Genomic DNA, 21,306 nt, shown 5'->3' on the forward strand with positions numbered 1-21,306 from the left:
CGGTCCGACAACCGCTCACCCGCAGGCGACTTGACCTGCCCCACCCTCGCCACACCACAACCAACGAGAGCAGGACAGCTAAGTCACTGGCATTGGGCCTAGGCCTCGGGCGGCCCGGCCGTCGCTCGCCGCGGGTGGTCATGGGTGCCCGTCCCCCGGGGGGCGGCGCCCATGACGGTGCCCTCTGCCATATCGGCGCCCCTGACACTAGATTCGGTGCATGGCGGATGCGAAACGCGAGATCGAGCGCAAGTACGAATCCGACGACAGCGGGCTGCCCGACCTGACCGGCGTCGGCGGGGTGGCGGCCGTCCTCGACCAGGGCCTGGCCGAACTCGACGCCGTCTACTACGACACCGCCGACGAACGCCTGGCCGCCGCCGCCCTCACCCTGCGCCGCCGCACCGGAGGCGCCGACGCCGGCTGGCACCTCAAGTTCCCGGTCTCCCCCGGAGTCCGCGACGAGATCCAGGTCCCGCTCTCCGACACCGTCCCCGAGGAGATCGCGGCCCTCGTCCGCTCCCGCGTCCGGAGCGACAAGCTGATCCCGCTGGTACGGCTGCGCTCCGCCCGAGACGTCCGCCACCTGGTCGACACCGACGGCGCCCTGCTGGCGGAGGCGAGCGTCGACGCCGTGACCGCCGAGCGGCTCACCGGCGAGGGCGGGACCGCCCAGTGGACCGAGATCGAGGTGGAACTCGCCGACGGCGGCGACCCGGCCTTCCTCGACCAGGTGGAGAAACGGCTGCGCAAGGCGGGCGTGCGCCCTTCCAAGTCACCGTCGAAACTGGCCCGCGCCCTGGAACAGACCGCCGGAAACCGCCGCAGCCGCCATCACGGCAAGAAGAACGGGCCGGCGCGCCCGGTGACCGCCGGCGACCACGTCCTCGCCCACCTCCGCACCCAGCGCGACGCACTGGTCGACCTCGACCCCGCCGTCCGCCGGGACCTGCCCGACTCCGTGCACCGCATGCGGGTGGCCACCCGCCGCGCCCGCAGCACCCTGCGCACCTTCCGCACCGTCCTCGACCGCACCGTCACCGACTCCGTCGGCGCCGAGCTGAAATGGCTCGCGGGCGAGCTGGGCGTCGACCGCGACCAGGAGGTACTGGCCGAACGCCTGACAACCGCCCTCGACGCTCTCCCGCCCGGCCTGGTCACCGGCCCCGTCCCCGAACGGATCAGCACCTGGGCGCACGCCCGCCACGACGGTGCCCACAGCCACCTGACCGGCGTCCTGAACTCCCACCGCTATCTGACCCTGCTGGACACCCTGGACGCCCTCCTCGCCGACCCGCCCTTGCTGAAGGCGGCCGGAAAGAACCCGCAGAAGGCGCTCGGCAAGGCCGTACGGAAGGACCTGGCCAAGCTGTCGAAGGTGGTGCGGCAGGCGCTGGACCTGCCGCCCGGTGAGGAACGCGACCTGGTCCTGCACGAAGCCCGCAAGAAGGCCAAGCGCACCCGCTACGCGGCCGAGGCGGCCACCCCGGCCCTCGGCGCTCCCGCCCGCTCCCTGACCAGGTCCATGAAGTCCCTGACCACCCTCCTCGGCGACCACCAGGACAGCGTCATGGCTCGCCGCACCCTGCGCGAGCTGTCCGCGGTGGCACACGCGGCGGGGGAAGCCACGTTCACCTACGGGCTCCTGTACGGCCGGGAGGAGGCCCGTGCGGCGGCAGCGGAGACCGGCCTGCCCGGCCTCTGGAAGGAGATCGGCTCCGGGGCGTCCGGCTGAGCGTACGGAGGAGGTCGCCGGGCGGGTTACGCTAGATGGTCACCCCCGTCAGCTGATGAAGGTTCGCGAGATGCCTGTCGAGTCGGTTTTCCCGCAGCTCGAAGCTCTGCTCCCCCACGTGCAGAAGCCCATCCAGTACGTCGGTGGAGAACTCAACTCCACCGTCAAGGACTGGGACGAGTGCGACGTCCGCTGGGCGCTCATGTACCCGGACGCCTACGAGGTCGGTCTGCCCAACCAGGGCGTCATGATCCTCTACGAGGTCCTCAACGAGCGGGAGGGCGTCCTCGCCGAGCGCACCTACAGCGTGTGGCCGGACCTCGAGGCGCTGATGCGCGAGCACGGCGTCCCGCAGTTCACGGTCGACAGCCACCGCCCGGTGAAGGCCTTCGACGTGTTCGGCCTCAGCTTCTCCACCGAGCTGGGCTACACGAACATGCTCACGGCCCTGGACCTGGCCGGCATCCCCCTGGAGTCCAAGGACCGCGGGCTGGAGGACCCCATCGTCCTGGCCGGCGGCCACGCGGCCTTCAACCCCGAGCCGATCGCCGACTTCATCGACGCGGCCGTGATCGGTGACGGCGAGCAGGCCGTGCTCGACATGACCCGGATCATCCGCGAGTGGAAGGCGGAGGGCCGCCCCGGCGGCCGCGAGGAGGTCCTCCTCCGCCTGGCGAAGACGGGCAACGTGTACATCCCGGCGTTCTACGACGTCGAGTACCTCGCGGACGGCCGGATCGCCCGCGTGGTCCCCAACCGCTCCGGAGTCCCGTGGCGCGTGTCCAAGCACACGGTGATGGACCTGGACGAGTGGCCGTACCCCAAGCAGCCCCTGGTCCCGCTCGCGGAGACGGTCCACGAGCGCATGTCGGTCGAGATCTTCCGCGGCTGCACCCGCGGCTGCCGCTTCTGCCAGGCCGGCATGATCACGCGCCCGGTGCGTGAGCGCTCGATCACCGGCATCGGCGAGATGGTCGACAAGGGCCTGAAGGCCACGGGCTTCGAGGAGGTCGGCCTCCTCTCCCTGTCCTCCGCGGACCACTCGGAGATCGGCGACATCGCAAAGGGCCTGGCGGACCGCTACACGGACGACAAGATCGGCCTCTCGCTCCCGTCCACCCGCGTGGACGCCTTCAACGTGGACCTGGCGAACGAGCTGACGAGGAACGGCCGCCGGTCCGGCCTGACCTTCGCCCCCGAGGGCGGCTCCGAGCGCATGCGCAAGGTCATCAACAAGATGGTCTCGGAAGAGGACCTGATCAGGACCGTCGCCACCGCCTACGGCAACGGCTGGCGCCAGGTGAAGCTGTACTTCATGTGCGGCCTGCCCACCGAGACCGACGAGGACGTGCTGCAGATCGCCGACATGGCGACGCACGTCATCCAGAAGGGCCGCGAGGTCTCCGGCGCCAACGACATCCGCTGCACGGTGTCCATCGGCGGCTTCGTACCGAAGCCCCACACCCCGTTCCAGTGGGCCCCGCAGCTCTCGGCGGAGGAGACGGACGCCCGTCTCCAGAAGCTCCGGGACAAGATCCGCGGCGACAAGAAGTACGGCCGCTCCATCGGCTTCCGCTACCACGACGGCAAGCCCGGCATCGTCGAGGGCCTGCTCTCGCGCGGCGACCGCCGCATCGGCGCCGTGATCCGCGCGGTCTACGACGACGGCGGCCGCTTCGACGGCTGGCGCGAGCACTTCTCCTACGACCGCTGGATGAGCTGCGCCGACAAGGCCCTCGCCCCCTTCGGCGTCGACGTCGACTGGTACACCACCCGGGAGCGCACCTACGAGGAGGTCCTGCCCTGGGACCACCTGGACTCCGGCCTGGACAAGGACTGGCTCTGGGAGGACTGGCAGGACGCCCTCGACGAAACCGAGGTCGAGGACTGCCGCTGGACCCCCTGCTTCGACTGCGGAGTCTGCCCGCAGATGGACACGTCGATCCAGATCGGCCCCACCGGCAAGAAGCTGCTGCCTCTGACGGTCAAGAACGCGGGTCCGACACCGGCTTCGAGCGGTCACGCGCACTGAGGGGGGCGGGGCGCTCGATCGGGTGATGGAGGCGCTGGCGGGGTCAGTGAGGACCGAAGTGGCGGCTGCACTGGCTGCATTTGGCGACGCTGACGGCGGTCGGCGCATCGCGTCCTCTTCCCGCTGCCATCGGTACCTCACTGACGCCGCTGCCGAGCCCAAGGAGCGCCTCGTGGATCATCTCGGCGGCCCGGAACGCGACAACTGCCCCTGCCGACTGGCAGGAGCCCCATCCGGGTTGCCGGCAGTCCTGCGCCTCCGCCTCGGTGACTCTTTCGTATGATCCTAAGGTCAGTTGAGACGCGAGATGCCGACATGGTGGGGGATACGGCATGGGGGCACCAGGCACGAGTGCGGGTGAGAACGGCGGTCCCGACCTGCGCGTGTCATCCGAGGGCCTGACCAAGCTCGTCGGCGACCTCGGCGAGATGCAGGACCACCTGGACAAACAGATCAAGCGCATGGATGAACTCGTCGACCGTATCGAGGCCGGCTGGCGGGGGCCGGCGGCAACGGCGTACCGGGAGTTCCATCGTGCTGCCGCGGGCGACGCCGTACGTATCCGGGAAGTGGTGAAGGGCCTGGAGCAAGCCGTTCGGATGAGTCGTGACGGCTTCAGCGCCGACGATCTGCATGTGCTCGAACAGATGCGTCGGATCCACGTGGACGTCACCAGTGAGGTCGACAAACTCTCCACCCCGAATACAGGAGCCGACGACGCACTGGCTCGCCCACGCAGCAACCTGGACGGTTTCTGACGCTCGCAGCGCCACGTGTCGGCCTCGCGAGCACTGTCACCGACTTCAAGGGGGAATCATGTCTACTGGTGCCGACGACGACCGCATATCCGTCTCGTTCGCCACGCTCCATGAACTAGCCGTCGAGCTGGAAGACATCCTCAAACAGCTCAACGGCAAGCTGGACGACCTCTACGAACGCGTCGAACCGGTCGTCCGTCTCCTCGAACGTGGCTGGCCAACAGGACCCTCTCGACCGGGGGATCAAGGCGTTTCTCGATGAGTTGGCACGGTACCCCGACGGCGGCGGCAATGGCTCGGCCATGAAGGACTTCACCCAGGCCTACGTGAAAGTCTCCAATCGATTCCTCGAGGTGTGGGCCAAGTCCGTGGTGAGCGTTGGTGGTGCCGGCGTCGGATTCACCAGCACTGCCAACAACTACGTCGCGGCCGACGCCGCCACACACCCTTCATCAACAGGCCATGCGGCCCAGCGCCCCCTTCCGCATGTGATCGACACACCACCCAAGTACGGGCCGGTCACTGATTTCAAGTGGGGGGACTTCGACGCCAGCCAAGCCTTCGCACAAAAAGCCCTGGAAGGGCTGGAAGCCGTAGTACTCGCCATCCTGCGCCCTCTGCTGGAACACGAGTGCCGTTGGGGCAAGGCGGCAAAGATCCTCCCACTGCCCAATCACCTGCAGCTGTATAAGGTCTCTGAGACCTGGAGGATGCCGCAGACCACGCTCAGCATGGTGGACGGGATGCTGACCAGCTTCATTGGTGGCATCACCGACCAGTCCAACCAGGAGTGGTACGACGCGATGCGGCAGTTCTGCAGCACGCTGTGGGGCACGTCCGCCTGGGGGAAGAACCGAGACGGCTACGACTGGGCGAACGACGGCGCGCGCAAGAGAGGGACCAGCCACCCGGTCTTCGCCGTCCTGTTCGACACCTGTGACGCCATGGTCGATGCCGTGTACAACGTGGCCCAGGCGGCGGAAGATGTTCGCGACGATCTGCACCGGATCTATCGACAAGCCGTGCTGGACAGCATCAAGCAGCTCGATCCGCGAGAATTGGACGTCACGGACGCCAAGAGCCTGGTGAAGGGGCTGTGGCACGTGGGAAAGGGGCTGGTCGCGGACGTATCGGTCGGTATCGTCCTGAACATCGACGAAGACGCCATGAACGACGCCGTCGCCACCTACAACAACCGGGTTCACCGTCAGGTTCGAGGCATCAAGGATCTGATGTCGGGGCTGGACGAGGCGTACACGAGCGCCCCGACGTTCATCGCGGAGTCCGCCCGCGCCGAGGCGTTCGGCGCGCGGGCCCTGACCGACTTCAAAGGAAACCCGCTGTACACCGTGCCGGGCGACAGCGAGGCCAACCACGCATATCCAATCGACCTGGCGAATCAAGAGGGAATTCACGACAGCCATGTCATCGATAAACACGTAGGCAAGACCGATGAGCAGTTGGCGCAGCGACTCAGGGATCAGCCGTCGATTCCCGCTGCTTCCAGCTTCACCGATCTGGTGGGCGCCCAGAAATACACGCAAGACACGGTGGAATATGTGGGCCCGCCGGCTAATTCAGGCCAGCAGAACGAAGGTGTAGACAACCAGGCAAAAATCAAGAAATGGCTCTCAAAGCCACGCGCCGACAATTCTATTCTGAAGCTGGAGCCGGTGGAGTTCAATTCTGTGACCGGGCGTACCATTACGTCAGCGGACCCGAGGGCGGGTGCGGCACAGGACGCACATTCGGTGGAGGTCGTACTCAAGTACAAGAACGGCCTTCACCCGCCCTATGTGGTCTACACGTCCATGCCGAGGCTTCCGTGAGAAGACCAGGGGAGGATCTGTGACGAAAAGGAAGACAGATCTGCCGGCGTGCGCACAGGGGCGTTTTGATGAACGTCAGTCCTTCGCCGCGCTCGTGGCCCGCGGCGGCGCGGACTGGCACGACACGGTGGTGGAAGTGATCCAGGGGAATCCCGTACTCCGGCAGGTCGACCGCCAGGAGTTGCGGGCCAGCGTCCTGGAGGTCTCACCCGGCCAGGCCATGGAGCTAGCCGGGCTGATTTCGGTTGGATCTCTTCTGTACGGCCCTTGTGCATCCCTTCGCACGCCGGATGAGGAACGCGACGCTTGTCTGCGGGAACTCTTGAGGGCCGTGGGGAATGGCGCACGTTTCTTCACTAATCACGGGCACGCGGAAGACGGTGAAAAGGGTGACTTCTTGGCCTCGTCCTTTCACGCCAACGTCCTCGCCGGGACCACCATCGACATCTGCCTGGTCGGGGTGTCGGACGAGAACGTCCTGGTTCTCTGGCGTTTCGAGGACGACTAGCCGTTCGCAGTCACCCGACCGCCGCCGTCACAGCTCCCAGAAGAGGACCGAAGATGCGCACCCGTTCCGCAACTTACCCCGACCGCGAGACCGCCCAGTGGGCCACCCAGCAGGTCGTCACCGCCAACGAGCAGCTGGTCCACCGCTGGCTCGCCCAGTCGACACGCTCGCGCCTGACCATCGAGGCATCCTGGCCGTCCCGGTCCGAGCCGGTCGGACGCGTCCTCCTGCAGGCGATGATGCTGGCCGGGCGGGAGCCCGTCGATGTTCGGGCCGCCCGCGTCACTCTGAAGCGGGATGTCTCCCTCCCACACGGCTTCGCCGTCCATGCCACCTTTCCCATCTATCTGTAGCGATCGCAGAGGCTGACCACCGTGCCCCTGAGCCCTCTCGAACACGACCGCCGCTATGGCGAGCTCGACCAGGTCATGCGCGCCTACCTCGGACATCCGGCGGACGACACCCCGGACAGGCCCGGCGCAGCCCTGACCGCGTACCTCCGGCAGACCTGGCACAGCCGACCGTGGGCTCTGGCCATCGCCGAGCGACAGTTGCGTGACTACGCTGAGAATCCGCCGGGGCGGCTGCGGTTGCGACTTGGGGAGTTCTACGCAATCCCCGACATCGGCCTTGCCGAGGGCGAGATCCAACAGTGGCTCCTCTGCCTCGCCGACCACATCAAGCGCAGCATCGAGACGGGCGAGGTGCCGCCGCCGGCCATCCCTGCCACCCACTGGGAGTGGCAAGCCCGTTTTCCCGAGCTGGGCCAGTTCCTCGGTGGCTGGTTCTCGCAGGACATGCCTGACGAGTTCACCGACCACGCCACGGCCGTCGAGGACTACCGCGGCTCGACAGACCCGCATCTCGTCACCCGGCTGATCGGGGAACTGCACGAACTCCTCGCGCTCGATCTCGACGAGTCCGACTACGCCATCGCCGTCGCAGAGTTGGGCATGGAGGTCGATCCCCCGGCCCCATACTCACCGGACGCCTGGCTCGCACTTGTCGCCGACCTGCTCATCGGGCCGGGCTTGTGGGGCGTCGTCGGGTAAGAGCGCTGCGGCCCTCTTCAGCTGCTCCAAGAGGGCCAAGCCCGGCCGGTCCACTCGGCTTCAACTGAGTACTCGGCGCGGTCAGTTGCCGACAGTGGTTGTGGGCCCGTTGGTGTATGCCCTCAAATGGACACGTCGATCCAGATCGGCCCCACCGGCAAGAAGCTGCTCCCGCTGACGGTCAAGAACGGTGGCCCGACACCGGCTTCGAGCGGTCACACGCACTGAGGGGGGCGGGGCGCTCGATCGGGTGCGTTCCAGGCTTGTGCGTGACCGCGTGGCCTTTGGGCCAACCGTGGTGAGGTGTTCGAGGGCGCCCTAGGTGTGTCCGGTTCGCGGCGAGTTGTCTTGCTTGCGCAGTGGGCCGCTGCTAGGCCTTGGGCACCCAACTCCAGGGAGCACGCCGTGCACCAAGAGCCCCCTCTTCCCGTTCCTCCGCGGTCAGGTGTCCGAGCATTCGTCTGCGCCGTCGCGGCCATCGCCCTCGTGACGCTCACCGCCGCGACACATCCCCCCGACGCGGGTATCCGGACCGCGGCGGACCCGGCAGCCGTGGTCCGCGAGTGGAACGCCATTGCCACCGACACGATCAGGAGCAGCCTTGGCCCACGCCCCTCCGGACAGGTAGCGATCTGGGAGGGGTTCGTCTCCGTCGCCGTGTACAACGCCGTGGTGGGCATCGAAGGCGGCTACGCCCTGTACAAATGGCGCGAGCGCGGTCCGGCCGAGGCGTCCTCCGCGGCGGCCGCCGCCACTGCGGCCCACGACGTGCTGCTCACCTACTTCCCTGCCTCCAAGGAGCAGCTCGACGCCGCCTACGCGGACTCGCTCGCCGCTCTACCGGCCGGTCAGGCCAGAGACCGGGGCGTTGACTACGGGAAGTGCGCTGCCGCCCGCATCATCGAACTACGGGAAGGTGACGGCAGATTCGCGGACGTTCCCTTCACCGCTGCCCCGGCACCGGGGGTCTGGCGGCCCACCCCGCCCGCGTTCCAGCCCTTCGTCGACACCTGGCTCGCCAGGCTCCGCCCCCTCCTGCTCGACTCGCCGCGGCAGTTCCGCCCCGGCGGACCACCGGCCGTCTCCTCGGCCGCTTACGCCGAGGATTTCCGGGAACTGAAGGCCATGGGTGCGAAGACCGGCTCGGGCAGGAGCGCGCAGCAGACCGAGACCGCCCTGTTCTTCAGCGGCAACCTGGTCGAACAGATCCAGGCGGCCGTACGAGACCACGCCGCCCGGCACCGGCTCGGCATCGCCGAGACGGCCCGGCTGTTCGCCGCGGTGAACGCGTCGGCGACCGACGCCGTCGTCACCGCATGGGATGCCAAGCTCCACTACGGCTCCTGGCGGCCGGTCACCGCCATCCGCCTCGCAGACACCGACGGCAACCCCGCGACGACGGCGGATCCGGTCTGGGAGCCGCTGCTCCTCACCCCACCGCACCCGGACTACATCGCCGGTCATACGACCGTCAGCGCTGCCGTGGCGCGCGCTCTGACCGGCGTCCTCGGTAGCTCGCGCATCGACCTTTACGTCCCCTCCGAGGTCACCGGCACCACGCGGTTCTACGGGTCCGCCGACGACCTCAACCGGGACGTCGTCGACGCCCGTGTGTGGGGCGGCGTCCACTCCCGCACGGCGGACGTAGCCGGCTGCCGGGCCGGCACCCACGTGGCCGCCTGGGCGCTGGACCACTACTTCCAGCCGGTCGCCAAGCAGGGCACCCGGCCGTCCTCGCCGACAGGAACGGCTCGGCAGGGCGGGTCCGCCGAGCCGAAGTGCGGTGACGACACCGACTGAACCAGCCACCATGAGCGGTCCCAGCCGCTGAGGCGCCCGGCCGGTGGCGAGTGGTCTAGTCGGTGACCGTGGGGAGGGAGAGGCCGGTGTAGATCTGGTTGAGGACGGTGGGGAGCAGGGCGTTGGCGGTGGTCCGGCCCTCGGGTGACAGGGTCAGGTTCGTCCAGATCACGAGCGTGACGTCGTTGTCCGGGTCGTGGCCGATGAAGGAGTTGAAGCCGGGGAGTTCGCCGCCGTGGTAGTACATCGAGGCGTTGCGGCCGAAGCGCTGGTACGTGATGCCGTAGCCGTACTTCTGCCCGTCGGGCGTGGCCGGGTCCTCGGCTTGCAGGCTGTGGAGCCACCGCCGCTGGAAGGCGGGGTGGAGGACCTTGCCCGTCACCAGGGCCCGGATCCAGGTGTCCAGGTCGTCCGCGGTGGAGATGACACCTCCGGCAGCGGTGGCGTAGGAGGGGTTCTGGCGCGTGTAGTCCTCCGGCCGGAGCTTTCCGGAGCGGGCCGCCGCCCGCACGTCGGCGGGGTAGGGGCGGTCGACCAGCGCATAGGCCGTTCCGCCGTACATGTAGCCGTGCGCGTAGGGGGAGGGGAGGGACACGTCGTCGGTCGCGGGCAGTGAGGTTCCTGTCAGGCCCAGCGGGGTGAACAGCCGGTCCCGGAACTGCCGGGCCAGTGGTTGGCCGCCCGCTTTCTCGGCGACGAGGCCCAGCAGTGCGTAGTTGGTGTTGCTGTACGCGTAGGACGTGCCCGGCGCGAAGTCCGGCGGGTGCCGGAACGCGAGGGCCAGCATCTCCTGCGGTGTGTGGGCCTTGCCCGGGTCGGCGTCCAGGGCCGCCGCGAGTGCGGGCGCGTCGGTGTAGTTGTACAGGCCGCTGCGCATCTTCAGCAGCTCGGTGAGGGTGATGTGTCGGCCGTTCGGGACTCCGGGGACGTAGGCGGACACCGGGTCGTCCAGCCGGAGCTTGCCGTCCTGGGCGAGGAGGAGGATCAGCGCCGAGGTCATGGTCTTGGTGTTGGAGGCGATCCGGAAGTGGTCGCCCGTAGTGGGGGGTCGGGCCGTGCCCGTCTCGGTGGTGCCGACGGCCGCCCGGAAGGTTCCCCGCGGTGTGCGGAGCAGGACCACCGCGCCGGGAACCATGAGCTTCTTCGCCGCGCGCTGCACAGCGGACCGGAACGCGGCCGGATCGATGGGCTTCAGCGCCGACGGAGTGGGGTCAAAGGTGCTCGCCGTCGCGGCGGGTGTGGCCGGCGAGTCGGAAAGGGCCGCCGGACCCGCTGTTGAGGGCAGGGCGCACCCCGCGATCAGCAGGGCCGCGCAGGGTGCCAGCACAGCCGTGCGGCGGCGGGCGGTGGGCGAAATCCGGAGATCCGGTGCCGTCCGGCGGGCACGGTTCGAAGCGCCGTCGTCGGCTCGGGAGTTTCTCATGTCAGCCTCACGACCCTCGTGGTCGGCGGTCCGAGGCCGGGGTTCCGCGGGGCCGGGGGTTCCGCGGGTAAATTCTATGACTTTTGCGGATGAACGGCCGACCGCCCCGCGTGTCCGGTCCATCGCCGCCGACCCTGCGCTGTTGCGGAGGCAGTGGCCCCGCGTTGCAATCAAGTGTGAGGCACTTTGGCGGCGCCGTGACCGCCGGCCGCCCCGCCCCCGGGACGCAGGTCGGCCGGAAAGGGCTCAAGAACGACGCCCTGGGCATGCTCTCCTCGGTCGTCATGGGCCTGGCCTCCACCGGCCCGGCGTACAGCCTCGCCGCCACACTGGGCATCATCGTGGCGGGAGTCGGACTGCAGGCCCCGATCGTCATCATGCTGGCCTTCGTCCCGATGCTGCTGGTCGCGTATGCCTTCCGGGAGCTGAACGCGAGCAACGCCGACTGCGGGACCACCTTCACCTGGGCCACCCGCGCCTTCGGACCGCGCACCGGCTGGATCGGCGGCTGGGGCCTCATCGTCGCCAACATCATCGTCATGGTGAACCTGGCCGAGATCGCCGGTATCTACGGTTTCCGGTTGGTGGGCCTGGACGGACTGGGCGAGAGCCGGCTGTGGACCACGGTGGCGGGCATCGTCTGGATCGCCCTGCTGACCGGGATCTGCTACGTCGGCATCGAGTTCTCGGCGGTCGTCCAGCGCTGGCTGCTGTGCCTGGAAGTGGTGATGCTGCTCCTGTTCGCCGTCGCCGCGCTGGTCAGGGTCTACACCAGCGCCCCTCCGACGGCGGTCCACGTTTCCGCCTCCTGGTTCAACCCCTTCGAGGTGTCCTCGGCAAAGGCCCTGACCTCGGGCATCCTCGCGGGGGTCTTCATCTACTGGGGCTGGGACACCGCCTTCTCGGTCAACGAGGAGACCGTCGACAGCACCCGCGTCCCCGGCCGTGCCGCCGTCATGTCCATGATGCTGCTGCTGGTCACGTACGGGCTGGTGTCCACTTCCGCGCAGGCGTTCGCCGGGGTCGGCACCTCGGGCATCGGGCTCGGCAACGCGGACAACTCCGACGACGTGTTCTCCGGCCTGGGCAAGGCCGTGTTCGGGAGCCATGACGCGGGGCTGGTCCTGTCGAGGCTGCTGATCCTGATGGTGCTGACCTCCGCGCTGGCCTCCGCCCAGACCACCGTCCTGCCCATGGCCAGGACGGTCTTCTCCATGGCGGTCCACAAGGCCGTCCCGGCCCGGTTCGCCCGGGTGCACCGCAGGTTTCTCACCCCGACCTGGGGGACCGTCGGCATGGGGGCGGCCTCGATCGCCCTGCTGGTCCTGCTGACGTCGTTCAGCCAGAACGTCCTGGCCGACTCGGTCGACTCGGTCGGTCTCGCGATCGCCTTCCAGTACGGACTGACCGGCTTCGCCTGCATCTGGTACCACCGCAAGGTCCTCACCCGCAGCGTCAGAGACCTGGTCCTCAAGGGGGTGCTGCCGGGGCTGGGCGGGCTGATCATGCTCCTGCTGTTCCTCTACGCCAGCTTCGGCGTCTACGCGAACCCGCGGTACGGAGCAAGCAGCGTCGACCTGCCGCTGATCGGACCGACCGGCGGGGTCACCGTCCTGGGCCTGGGCGCCCTGCTGCTCGGCTTCCTGCTGATGCCCCTGGTCACCCGTGGCCACGCGGTGGCCCTCAAACTCCAGCGCAGCCTGCTTCCGCGCCGTCTGCCCCCGCACACCGCTCTCGACTCGGCGAGCCGCTATCTGCCCGCCGACAGCGGGTCCGGGGTGGGCGGCGACTGGTACGACGTCATCCCCCTGTCGGGCACCCGGGTCGGGCTGGTCGTCGGGGACGTGCTCGGTCACGGCCTGCGCGCCGCGGCCACCATGGGGCGCCTGCGCACGGGGGTGCGCGTCCTGGCCCGGCTGGACCTGAGCCCGGACGAGCTTCTGTCCCGCCTGGACGACCTGGTCGAGCAGACCGCGCACGAGGGCGGGGCCCGCCACGGTCCGGGCCGTAGGGGGCCGCAGGCCGACGCGGCCATGGGAGTGTCCTGCCTGTACGCGGTGTACGACCCCGTCTCCGGGGGGTGCAGCCTGGCGCGGGCCGGGGACTCGGTGCTGGCGGTCGTCGAACCGTGCACGGGCGTCGTGAACACTGCCGAGTTGCCTCCCGGACCGCCGCTGGGGCTGGGTGGCCTGCCCTATCAGAGCACGGAACTCCAGCTGCCCCCGGGGAGTCTCGTCGCCCTCTTCACGGGCGGCCTCCTGCAGGCGGCCGTCGACCGTGACGCCGGGCTCGCCGAGCTGTCCCGGGTCCTCGCCGACGACCGGGCGACCCTGAAGGAAGCGTGCGACCGGGCGGTGGCCACCCTGCTGCCCGGTGCGGTGGACGAGGACGCGACGCTGCTCGTCGCCCGCACCCGCATGCTCGACCGGAACCAGTTCAACCAGTGGGAACTGCCCCCGGACCCGGCGGCGGTGGCCACCGTCCGCACCGCCGTCAGCAAGCAGCTCCGCGACTGGGGGCTGGACGACCTGGCGTTCACCAGCGAACTCATCGTCAGCGAACTGGTCACCAACGCCATCCGCTACGTCGGCGGACCGATCCAGGTACGCCTGATCCGAGACCGGACCCTGATCTGCGAAGTCTCCGACACCGGCCACACCACGCCCAATCTGCGGCACGCCGCGAGCGACGACGAGGGAGGCCGGGGCCTGTTCATCATCGCCCAGATGACCCACCAGTGGGGCACGCGCTACACCCCCACCGGCAAGACGATCTGGACCGAGCAGGACCTGCCGCCGGCGGACGGCCGGTAGCGAATGACCAGGAGCAACGACCGGTAGCGAACGACCAGTGGCGATGAGCGGGAAGCGAACGCGTCGTAATGGCATCGCAACCCGGGGGCGGAATCCGGACGGGCGGCCGTCGCGTCTGCGCTGGTATGGAACCGCTGAACCCGCCGCCCCCGCCCCGGCAGCCCGAGGGGTGCCTCGTCGTCGCGATCCGCATCCCGGTGCGGATCGTCGTCCTCGTGCTCGTCGTGCCGGTGCGGATGGCGTGGGACGGGCTCGTCGTCATCGGGCGGTTTCTGCGGGACACCGTGTTCCGGCCGCTCGGCCGGGCGCTGCTGTGGGTCGGCAAGGCCTTGTTCGTGTGGCCGTCGGTGGGCCTGTGGCGTTACGTCCTGGTCCCCGTCGGCAAGGCGCTCGCCTGGCTCGCGACCGTCCTCTTCGTCGTGCCGGCCGGGTGGCTCCACCGGTACGTGCTGACCCCCGTCGGGCATGCCGTCGCCTGGCTGGCGCGCGCGGTGGGAGCCGGGCTGGCCCAGGTGTACGCGCGCGTGCTCCGCCCGGCCGGCCACGCGCTCAGCCGGCTGCTGACAGGCGTCGGCGCCCTGCTCGCCGCGCTCGGCGTCGGGGTATACACGGCCTTCGCCTGGCTGGGGCGGTACCTGTTCGTCGCACCCGCCCGTTGGCTGTACACCTGGGCCCTCACCCCCGTGGGGCACGCCGCCGCCTGGTGCGTGCGCGGACTCGGGTGGCTGCTGGGCCTGCTCGCCACCGGCATCGGCCTGGCCCTGTACTGGACCGCCCGGGTGCTCTTCGTGCTGCCCGCCGTCGCGCTGTGGCGCTGGATCCTGGCGCCCGTCGGCCGGGTCCTCGCCGTCGTCGCGCGGGAACTGGGGGAGGCCCTCGGGCATGCCTGGCGGGTCGCCGGGCGGATCTCACGGGCCGTCGGGCGGGCGCTCGGCACCCTCTTCCGGTGGATCTTCGTGGAGCCGGTGCGCTGGGTGTACCGGACCGTCCTCACCCCGGTCGGGCACGTGGTCCGGGATGCCGTCCTGCGGCCCGTCGCCGAGGGCGTGCGGGCGGTGGGCCGGGTCGCCCGCGAGGCGCTGACCGCCGCCCGCGACACGGTACGGCAGGCCCGTGCCGACTTCCGGCGGATGCTCTTCGGTGAGCCCCGGCAGCCGGTCGCGGTGGACCGGCGGGAACCTGCGGCCCGCGACACACGTACTCTTGGTAGCAGTACGACCGCTCTCACGAAGGACTAGGACACTGGGCAAGCGACAGCCCGAAGGCCCGCCGCCCGCACCCGCGGTGCAGCGCATCCGACTGCGCTACACCAAGCGCGGCCGCCTGAGGTTCACCAGCCACCGAGACTTCCAGCGCGCCTTCGAGCGTGCGTTGCGCCGCGCCGAGGTGCCCATGGCGTACTCGGCGGGATTCACGCCGCATCCGAAGGTGTCGTACGCCAATGCCGCACCCACCGGCACGGGCAGTGAGGCGGAATTTCTGGAGATCGCGCTGACCCAGCCGCGTGACCCGGAGACCCTGCGCGTCCTCCTCGACGAGTCGATGCCCGCCGGGCTCGACGTCATTGACGCGGTCGAGGCGCGGACCTCCGGTCTCGCCGACCGGCTGACGGCCTCCGTCTGGGAGCTGCGGCTGGACGGCGTCGACCCGGCCGCCGCCGAACGCGCGGTCGAGGCCTTCACCGAGGCCGACGCCGTCGAGGTGCAGCGCATGACCAAGAACGGCGTCCGTACCTTCGACGCCCGGCCCGCGGTCGTGAGCCTGGAAACGCACAGTTCCCCGGCTGATAGGCCGAGCGACCAGCCCTGTGCGATACTGCGGCTGGTTGTTCGGCACGTGACGCCTGCCGTACGACCCGACGACGTCCTGTCCGGTCTCCGCGCCGTGGCCGACCTGGCGCCGCCGGTCCCCGCAGCGGTGACCAGGCTGGCGCAGGGGCTGCTCGATGAAGAGACCGGCACGGTGACCGACCCGCTCGCGCCCGACCGCGAGGCAGCCGAGGCCCTGACGGCCACACCGGTTGCCGCCGCGAAGGCGCCGACGCCGGAAGGTCCCGCGTAGGGACGGACGTCGTAGCGCCGCCCTCGTACTCGGGAGCCACCTGGGTCGGGCAGCGCACCGACCAGAAGACTTTCGCCAGGCCGTACCGACAAGGCGTACGGAACCGGCGAGACAGGACACAGAGTGCTCCCGTGCGGCGCCCGCGCCCCGGACGGCGGCTATCGCGCATCGCGCGGACCGCGGACGTCAACGGCGAACGGTCTTATCGGACCGGCGCCGGACCAGGTGCGGCGCCCGGGAGCCTGACGGGAGAAATGCCCGCATGCTCGAGCCGACCGAACCCACAGAGTCCTCAACGGGCTCCGAACTGAACACCCCCAGCGACACGCTGCCGCCGCGCAGGCGTCGTCGTGCCGCCTCCCGCCCGGCGGGCTCGCCGGCCGGGGCGGACGCCCCCACCGAGGTCACCGTGCCGGCCATACCGGCCGCGGACGCCGACGAGGTGACCGAGGCCCTCGAGGCCGACGGCGCCGAGGAGGCCGCGGAGACTCAGGCGGCCAAGGAGACAGAAGAGGCCGTCCAGGCGGCCGTCGGCGCCCAGGCGCCTGCCGCCGAGGAGGCCGCGTCCGCCGGTCGCCCGCGCCGCCGGGCCACGCGCCGTGCGTCCGCGCCGACGGGTTCACCGGCGTCCGCCGAGGCCGCCGAGACCGTCGTACCGGCCGCGCCCGCCGCTGAGGAGCCCGCCGCCGTCGCCGAGGGCGGCGAGGTGGTCGTCGGCGAGGAGGCCGCGCCGCGCCGCGTCCGGCGCCGGGCCACCCGCAGTGTCACCGCGCCGACCGCTGCCGAGGCACCGGCCGCCGAGAAGGCTTCCGGCACCGCCGAGACCGCCACCACCCCCGCCGAGACGGCAGAGGCCGCGGAGGCCGCTCCCGCCGGTCGTCCGCGTCGCCGGGCCGCGCGCCGGGCGTCCGCGCCCGCCGGGGCCGCCGCCTCGGCCGAGGCCGCCGAGACCGTGGTCCCGGCCGTCGCCGAGGCCGAGAAGGCGCAGGAGGAGACCGCAGCCGTCGAGACGCCTGCCGCCGAGACGACCGCACCCGCTGAGACGCCCGCCGCGCGGCCGCGCCGCCGCGCCACCCGCCGGGCGTCCGCGCCCACCGGCGCCCCGCAGGCCGCCGAGGAGTCGCAGGCCGCCCCTGAGGCGGCGTCCGCCGCGGCCGGGGAAGCGGCTCCGGCCGTGACCGGGACGGCGCAGGCCACCGAGACCGCTGAGCCCGTCGAGGCAGCCGAGGAAGCGGCCCCGCGCCGCACGCGCCGCCGTGCCACCCGCCGGGTGTCCGCGCCCACCGGCGCCCCGCAGGCCGCCGAGGAGTCGCAGGCCGCCCCTGAGGCGGCGTCCGCCGCGGCCGGGGAAGCGGCTCCGGCCGTCGAGGAACCGGCTCCGGCCGTCACCGGGACGGCGCAGGCCGCCGAGGCCGCAGAGCCCCGCGAGGCCACCGAGACCGCTGAGCCCGTCGAGGCAGCCGAGGAAGCAGCCCCGCGCCGTACGCGCCGCCGTGCCACCCGCCGGGTGTCCGCGCCCGCCGGTGCCCCCGCGCAGGAGGAGACCACCGTGGCCAAGGCCGACGAGTCCGCCACCGAGGCCCGGGCCGCCGCGCCCGAGGCCGCCGCCCCGCAGGCCACCGGGCCCGCGGCCCAGGCGCAGCAGGCTTCCGACGAGACCGGCTCCCCGCGTCGGGCCCGGCGCCGGTCCGTGCGTGCCGCGTCCGGCTTCTCCGAGCCCGCGCGGTCCGCCGCGCCCGAGGCCGCCGAGGCCGCCGAGGAAGCCGCCCCGCGCCGGCGGGCCCGCCCCGCCGTCGCCGTCTTCCAGGCGCCGGTGTTCACCGAGCCCCAGTTCCAGACCCCGGAGCGGGCCGCTGCCGCGGCAGCCGCCGAGTCCTCCGAGGTGGAGGAGCCCGAGGAGTACGCGGAGGAGCACGCCGAGTCCGGTTCGCGCCGCCGCCGTCGCCGCCGGGCCACGGCCCAGGCCGAGGAGACGCGGGCCGTCGAGGCCGCCGCCGAGGACGAGGGGCCGGAGGAGCCGGAGGAGACCGCCGAGTCCGCCGAGGACCTCGCCGAGGGCGAGGAGGCCGACGAGGCGGACGGCGCCGAGGGCTTCGAGGAGTCCGGCGCGCGCCGCCGTCGCCGCCGTGGCGGCCGTCGCCGCCGCCGTGGTGAGGCCGTCGACGGCGAGGGCGCGGAGGCCGACGCCGACGAGCTGGCCGCCGAGCAGGCCGCGCAGGACGCCGAGGACACCGCCGAGCAGGACGAGGAGGACGCCGAGGAGGCTCACGGCGACGAGTCCGGCGGCTCCAGTTCCAGCAGCCGGCGCCGGCGCCGCCGTCGTCGTCGCGCCGGTGACACCGCCGTCGACGGCGAGCCGTCCGACGACGACCCGGAGCGCACGGTCGTCAAGGTCCGCGAGCCCCGCAAGGCCGCCGAGCCGTCCGACGAGGTGCAGTCCATCAAGGGCTCGACCCGTCTGGAGGCCAAGAAGCAGCGCCGCCGGGAAGGCCGCGAGCAGGGGCGCCGCCGCGTTCCGATCATCACCGAGGCCGAGTTCCTGGCCCGCCGTGAGGCCGTCGAGCGCGTGATGGTGGTCCGCCAGCACGGCGACCGTACGCAGATCGGCGTCCTGGAGGACGGCGTGCTCGTCGAGCACTACGTCAACAAGGAGCAGTCGACCTCGTACGTCGGCAACGTCTACCTCGGCAAGGTGCAGAACGTGCTGCCGTCGATGGAGGCCGCCTTCATCGACATCGGCAAGGGCCGCAACGCCGTGCTGTACGCCGGTGAGGTCAACTTCGAGGCGCTGGGCATGGCCAACGGCCCGCGCCGCATCGAGTCGGCCCTGAAGTCCGGGCAGTCGGTGCTCGTCCAGGTGACGAAGGACCCGATCGGGCACAAGGGCGCCCGTCTGACCAGCCAGGTCTCCCTGCCGGGCCGTTACCTCGTGTACGTCCCCGAGGGCTCGATGACCGGCATCAGCCGCAAGCTGCCCGACACCGAGCGGGCCCGGCTGAAGACCATCCTCAAGAAGATCGTCCCCGAGGACGCGGGCGTCATCGTGCGCACCGCCGCCGAGGGCGCGAGCGAGGACGAGCTGCGCCGTGACGTCGAGCGGCTGCAGGGGCAGTGGGAGGACATCCGGAAGAAGGCGAAGAACGGCGGCAACGCGCCGACGCTGCTGTACGGCGAGCCGGACATGACCGTCCGGGTCGTGCGCGACATCTTCAACGAGGACTTCTCCAAGGTCATCGTCAGCGGTGACGAGGCCTGGCGGACGATCCACGGGTATGTCTCGCACGTCGCGCCCGACCTGGCCGAGCGGCTGTCGAGGTGGACCTCCGAGGTCGACGTCTTCGCCACCTACCGGATCGACGAGCAGCTCGCCAAGGCGCTGGACCGCAAGGTCTGGCTGCCCAGCGGCGGTTCGCTGGTGATCGACCGGACCGAGGCGATGGTCGTCGTCGACGTCAACACCGGCAAGTTCACCGGCCAGGGCGGCAACCTCGAGGAGACGGTCACCAGGAACAACCTGGAGGCGGCCGAGGAGATCGTGCGCCAGCTGCGGCTGCGTGACCTCGGCGGCATCATTGTGATCGACTTCATCGACATGGTGCTCGAGTCCAACCGGGACCTCGTGCTGCGCCGCCTGCTGGAGTGCCTGGGCCGGGACCGTACGAAGCACCAGGTGGCCGAGGTGACCTCGCTGGGCCTGGTGCAGATGACCCGCAAGCGGGTCGGCCAGGGGCTGCTGGAGTCCTTCTCCGAGACCTGCGTCCACTGCAACGGCCGCGGTGTCATCGTGCACATGGAGCAGCCGGCCTCCGGTGGAGGCGGCGGCAAGCGCAAGAAGCGCGGGCGCGGCGGTGACGGGCAGGAGCACGTGCACGAGACCGCCGCGGTGGCCGTGGAGAGCGGCGAGGCCGTCGAGCCGGAGGTGGAGACGGCCGTGGAGGTGGCCGCCGAGCTGGCCGAGCCCGTCGCGCTGTCCGCGCCCGACTTCGCGCCGGACGAGGAGCTGTACAGCAGCGTCGCCGAGGCGGAGGCGGCGGCCACCCGTGGCCGCAGCCGTCGCCGGGTGAGCCGCCGGGCGACCGCTCCGGCCGGTGCGCCGAAGGCGGAGAAGGCCGAGAGGGCCGAGAAGGCCGTCCGGGGCGAGAGGGCCGAGAAGGCCGTCCGCGCCGAGAAGCCCGCGGAGACCGCCAGGGAGACCGCCGCGGAGACCGGGAAGGCCGCGCCGGAAGCCGCTGCTCCGACCGCGCAGGACGTCACCGCCGAGGAGGCTGCCGCGCGTCCCGTGCAGCCCGAGCCGGCCGCCGAGGCGCTGGCCGAGCCCGCGGCCGCCGAGGACCAGGTGGTTCCGGCGGCGCAGGCCGAGGCCACCGAGGAAGCCGCGCCGAAGGGCCGTACGCGCCGTCGGGCGACCCGGAAGGTGTCGGCTCCGGCCGGTTCTCCTGCGGGCGCCGAGGCGGCCGTGGTGACGGTGCCCGAGACCGCGCCCGCGGCCGAGGCGCCGGTGGAGCGGCCGGAGCCGCAGGCCCCGGCCGAGCAGACGCCCGCCGAGAGCGCTGCCCCCGCCGAGGAGGTGGCCGCGGAGAGCGCCGCACCGGTGCGGCCGCGCCGCCGTGCCGTGCGCAAGGCCACCGCGCCGACCGCGTCCGAGGAGGCGGCCGTCGTGGTCGTCCCGTCGCCCGCGGCGGAGGAGGCCCCGGCGGCCGGGACGGGCACCGAGGAGGCGGCCGAGGCCGTCGCCCCGGCCAAGAAGACCGCTCGCAAGGCGGTCAAGAAGGCGACGGCGAAGAAGGCCGCCACCAAGACGACCGCGGCCAAGAAGACGGCCGCCAGGAAGACGACGGCCAAGAAGGCGACGGCCAAGAAGGTGGCCAAGACCGCCACGACGGCCGCCGCGAAGTCGACGGCGAAGAAGACCACCACGGTCTCCACCGCCTCCGACGAGGGCTGAGTCTCGTCCCACTGGGTGTGGTCCTGTCGCTTCCGACAGGACCACACCGCTTTTCGGGGCCCCTGAGCCGAGTTGCGTCGGACGGTCCCGGTAACAGCTGTGCCGCCGATCTCCCCACCTTGTCTTCGGGGAGATCGGCGGAATGGGAAACAAAGGAGAGAAACCGCGATGATAGGCCTAGTACTGGCGGCCGGCGCCGGGCGGCGTCTGCGTCCCTACACCGACACGCTGCCCAAGGCCCTGGTGCCGGTGGGGCCGGAGGGCGCGGAGGACTCGCTCACGGTCCTGGATCTGACGCTGGGCAATTTCGCCGAGGTGGGTCTGACCGAGGTCGCGGTCATCGTCGGTTA

At 71.0% G+C, this 21,306-nt stretch carries 15 protein-coding genes; 14 read left to right on the forward strand and 1 reads right to left on the reverse strand.

The features are described 5' to 3' along the window. Window positions 1-220: 220 nt before the first annotated feature. The 9 genes from AC07C1_RS40175 to AC07C1_RS40215 all read left to right on the forward strand — a co-directional run bounded on the left by AC07C1_RS40175 (window position 221) and on the right by AC07C1_RS40215 (window position 9,714). Window positions 221-1,735, forward strand: a complete 1,515-nt coding sequence (locus AC07C1_RS40175) for a CYTH and CHAD domain-containing protein (protein WP_478947065.1) — start codon at window positions 221-223, stop codon at window positions 1,733-1,735. A gap of 70 nt (window positions 1,736-1,805) precedes the next feature. Then, window positions 1,806-3,767 carry a TIGR03960 family B12-binding radical SAM protein gene (locus AC07C1_RS40180; protein ID WP_478947066.1) on the forward strand — a complete coding sequence of 654 codons (1,962 nt, stop codon included), beginning with the start codon at window positions 1,806-1,808 and terminating at the stop codon, window positions 3,765-3,767. A 332-nt stretch (window positions 3,768-4,099) separates the two neighbouring features. Next, window positions 4,100-4,525 carry a WXG100 family type VII secretion target gene (locus AC07C1_RS40185; protein WP_478947067.1) on the forward strand — a complete coding sequence of 142 codons (426 nt, stop codon included), beginning with the start codon at window positions 4,100-4,102 and terminating at the stop codon, window positions 4,523-4,525. Between the two features lie 58 nt (window positions 4,526-4,583). Then, window positions 4,584-4,787 (forward strand): hypothetical protein, encoded by a 204-nt coding sequence (locus AC07C1_RS40190; protein WP_478947068.1) that lies wholly within the window; start codon window positions 4,584-4,586, stop codon window positions 4,785-4,787. 40 nt (window positions 4,788-4,827) lie between these two features. Continuing rightward, window positions 4,828-6,354, forward strand: coding sequence for an RNase A-like domain-containing protein (locus AC07C1_RS40195; RefSeq protein WP_478947069.1), 1,527 nt, complete (start codon window positions 4,828-4,830; stop codon window positions 6,352-6,354). A gap of 19 nt (window positions 6,355-6,373) precedes the next feature. Next, complete coding sequence (locus tag AC07C1_RS40200) at window positions 6,374-6,862, forward strand: hypothetical protein (RefSeq protein WP_478947070.1); 489 nt, start codon at window positions 6,374-6,376, stop codon at window positions 6,860-6,862. 53 nt (window positions 6,863-6,915) lie between these two features. Continuing rightward, entirely contained in the window at window positions 6,916-7,215 is a 300-nt protein-coding gene (locus AC07C1_RS40205) for an RNase A-like domain-containing protein (protein ID WP_470688697.1), read from the forward strand. Between the two features lie 21 nt (window positions 7,216-7,236). Beyond that, window positions 7,237-7,914: a contact-dependent growth inhibition system immunity protein gene (locus AC07C1_RS40210; protein WP_478947071.1), complete on the forward strand. Its 678-nt coding sequence runs from the start codon at window positions 7,237-7,239 to the stop codon at window positions 7,912-7,914. A 486-nt stretch (window positions 7,915-8,400) separates the two neighbouring features. Further along, on the forward strand, window positions 8,401-9,714 hold the full coding sequence (locus tag AC07C1_RS40215) for a vanadium-dependent haloperoxidase (RefSeq protein ID WP_478947072.1): 1,314 nt from the start codon (window positions 8,401-8,403) through the stop codon (window positions 9,712-9,714). A gap of 55 nt (window positions 9,715-9,769) precedes the next feature. Here the strand turns inward: AC07C1_RS40215 and AC07C1_RS40220 are convergent, their stop codons facing one another. Beyond that, on the reverse strand, window positions 9,770-11,137 hold the full coding sequence (locus AC07C1_RS40220) for a serine hydrolase domain-containing protein (protein ID WP_478947073.1): 1,368 nt from the start codon (window positions 11,135-11,137) through the stop codon (window positions 9,770-9,772). A 197-nt stretch (window positions 11,138-11,334) separates the two neighbouring features. Between AC07C1_RS40220 and AC07C1_RS40225 the strand changes: the two genes are divergently transcribed. The 5 genes from AC07C1_RS40225 to AC07C1_RS40245 all read left to right on the forward strand — a co-directional run. After that, window positions 11,335-13,950, forward strand: coding sequence for an amino acid permease (locus AC07C1_RS40225; protein ID WP_478947074.1), 2,616 nt, complete (start codon window positions 11,335-11,337; stop codon window positions 13,948-13,950). Window positions 13,951-14,075: 125 nt separating this feature from the next. After that, on the forward strand, window positions 14,076-15,188 hold the full coding sequence (locus AC07C1_RS40230; protein ID WP_478947075.1) for a hypothetical protein: 1,113 nt from the start codon (window positions 14,076-14,078) through the stop codon (window positions 15,186-15,188). Between the two features lie 46 nt (window positions 15,189-15,234). After that, window positions 15,235-16,011: a TIGR03936 family radical SAM-associated protein gene (locus AC07C1_RS40235; protein ID WP_478947076.1), complete on the forward strand. Its 777-nt coding sequence runs from the start codon at window positions 15,235-15,237 to the stop codon at window positions 16,009-16,011. A 262-nt stretch (window positions 16,012-16,273) separates the two neighbouring features. Beyond that, window positions 16,274-20,956, forward strand: a complete 4,683-nt coding sequence (locus tag AC07C1_RS40240) for an Rne/Rng family ribonuclease (protein ID WP_478947077.1) — start codon at window positions 16,274-16,276, stop codon at window positions 20,954-20,956. A gap of 168 nt (window positions 20,957-21,124) precedes the next feature. After that, on the forward strand, window positions 21,125-21,306 hold a 182-nt coding region (locus AC07C1_RS40245), incomplete at its 3' end, for a sugar phosphate nucleotidyltransferase (protein ID WP_478945158.1).

This window comes from Streptomyces sp. NPDC045022, assembly GCF_056432605.1.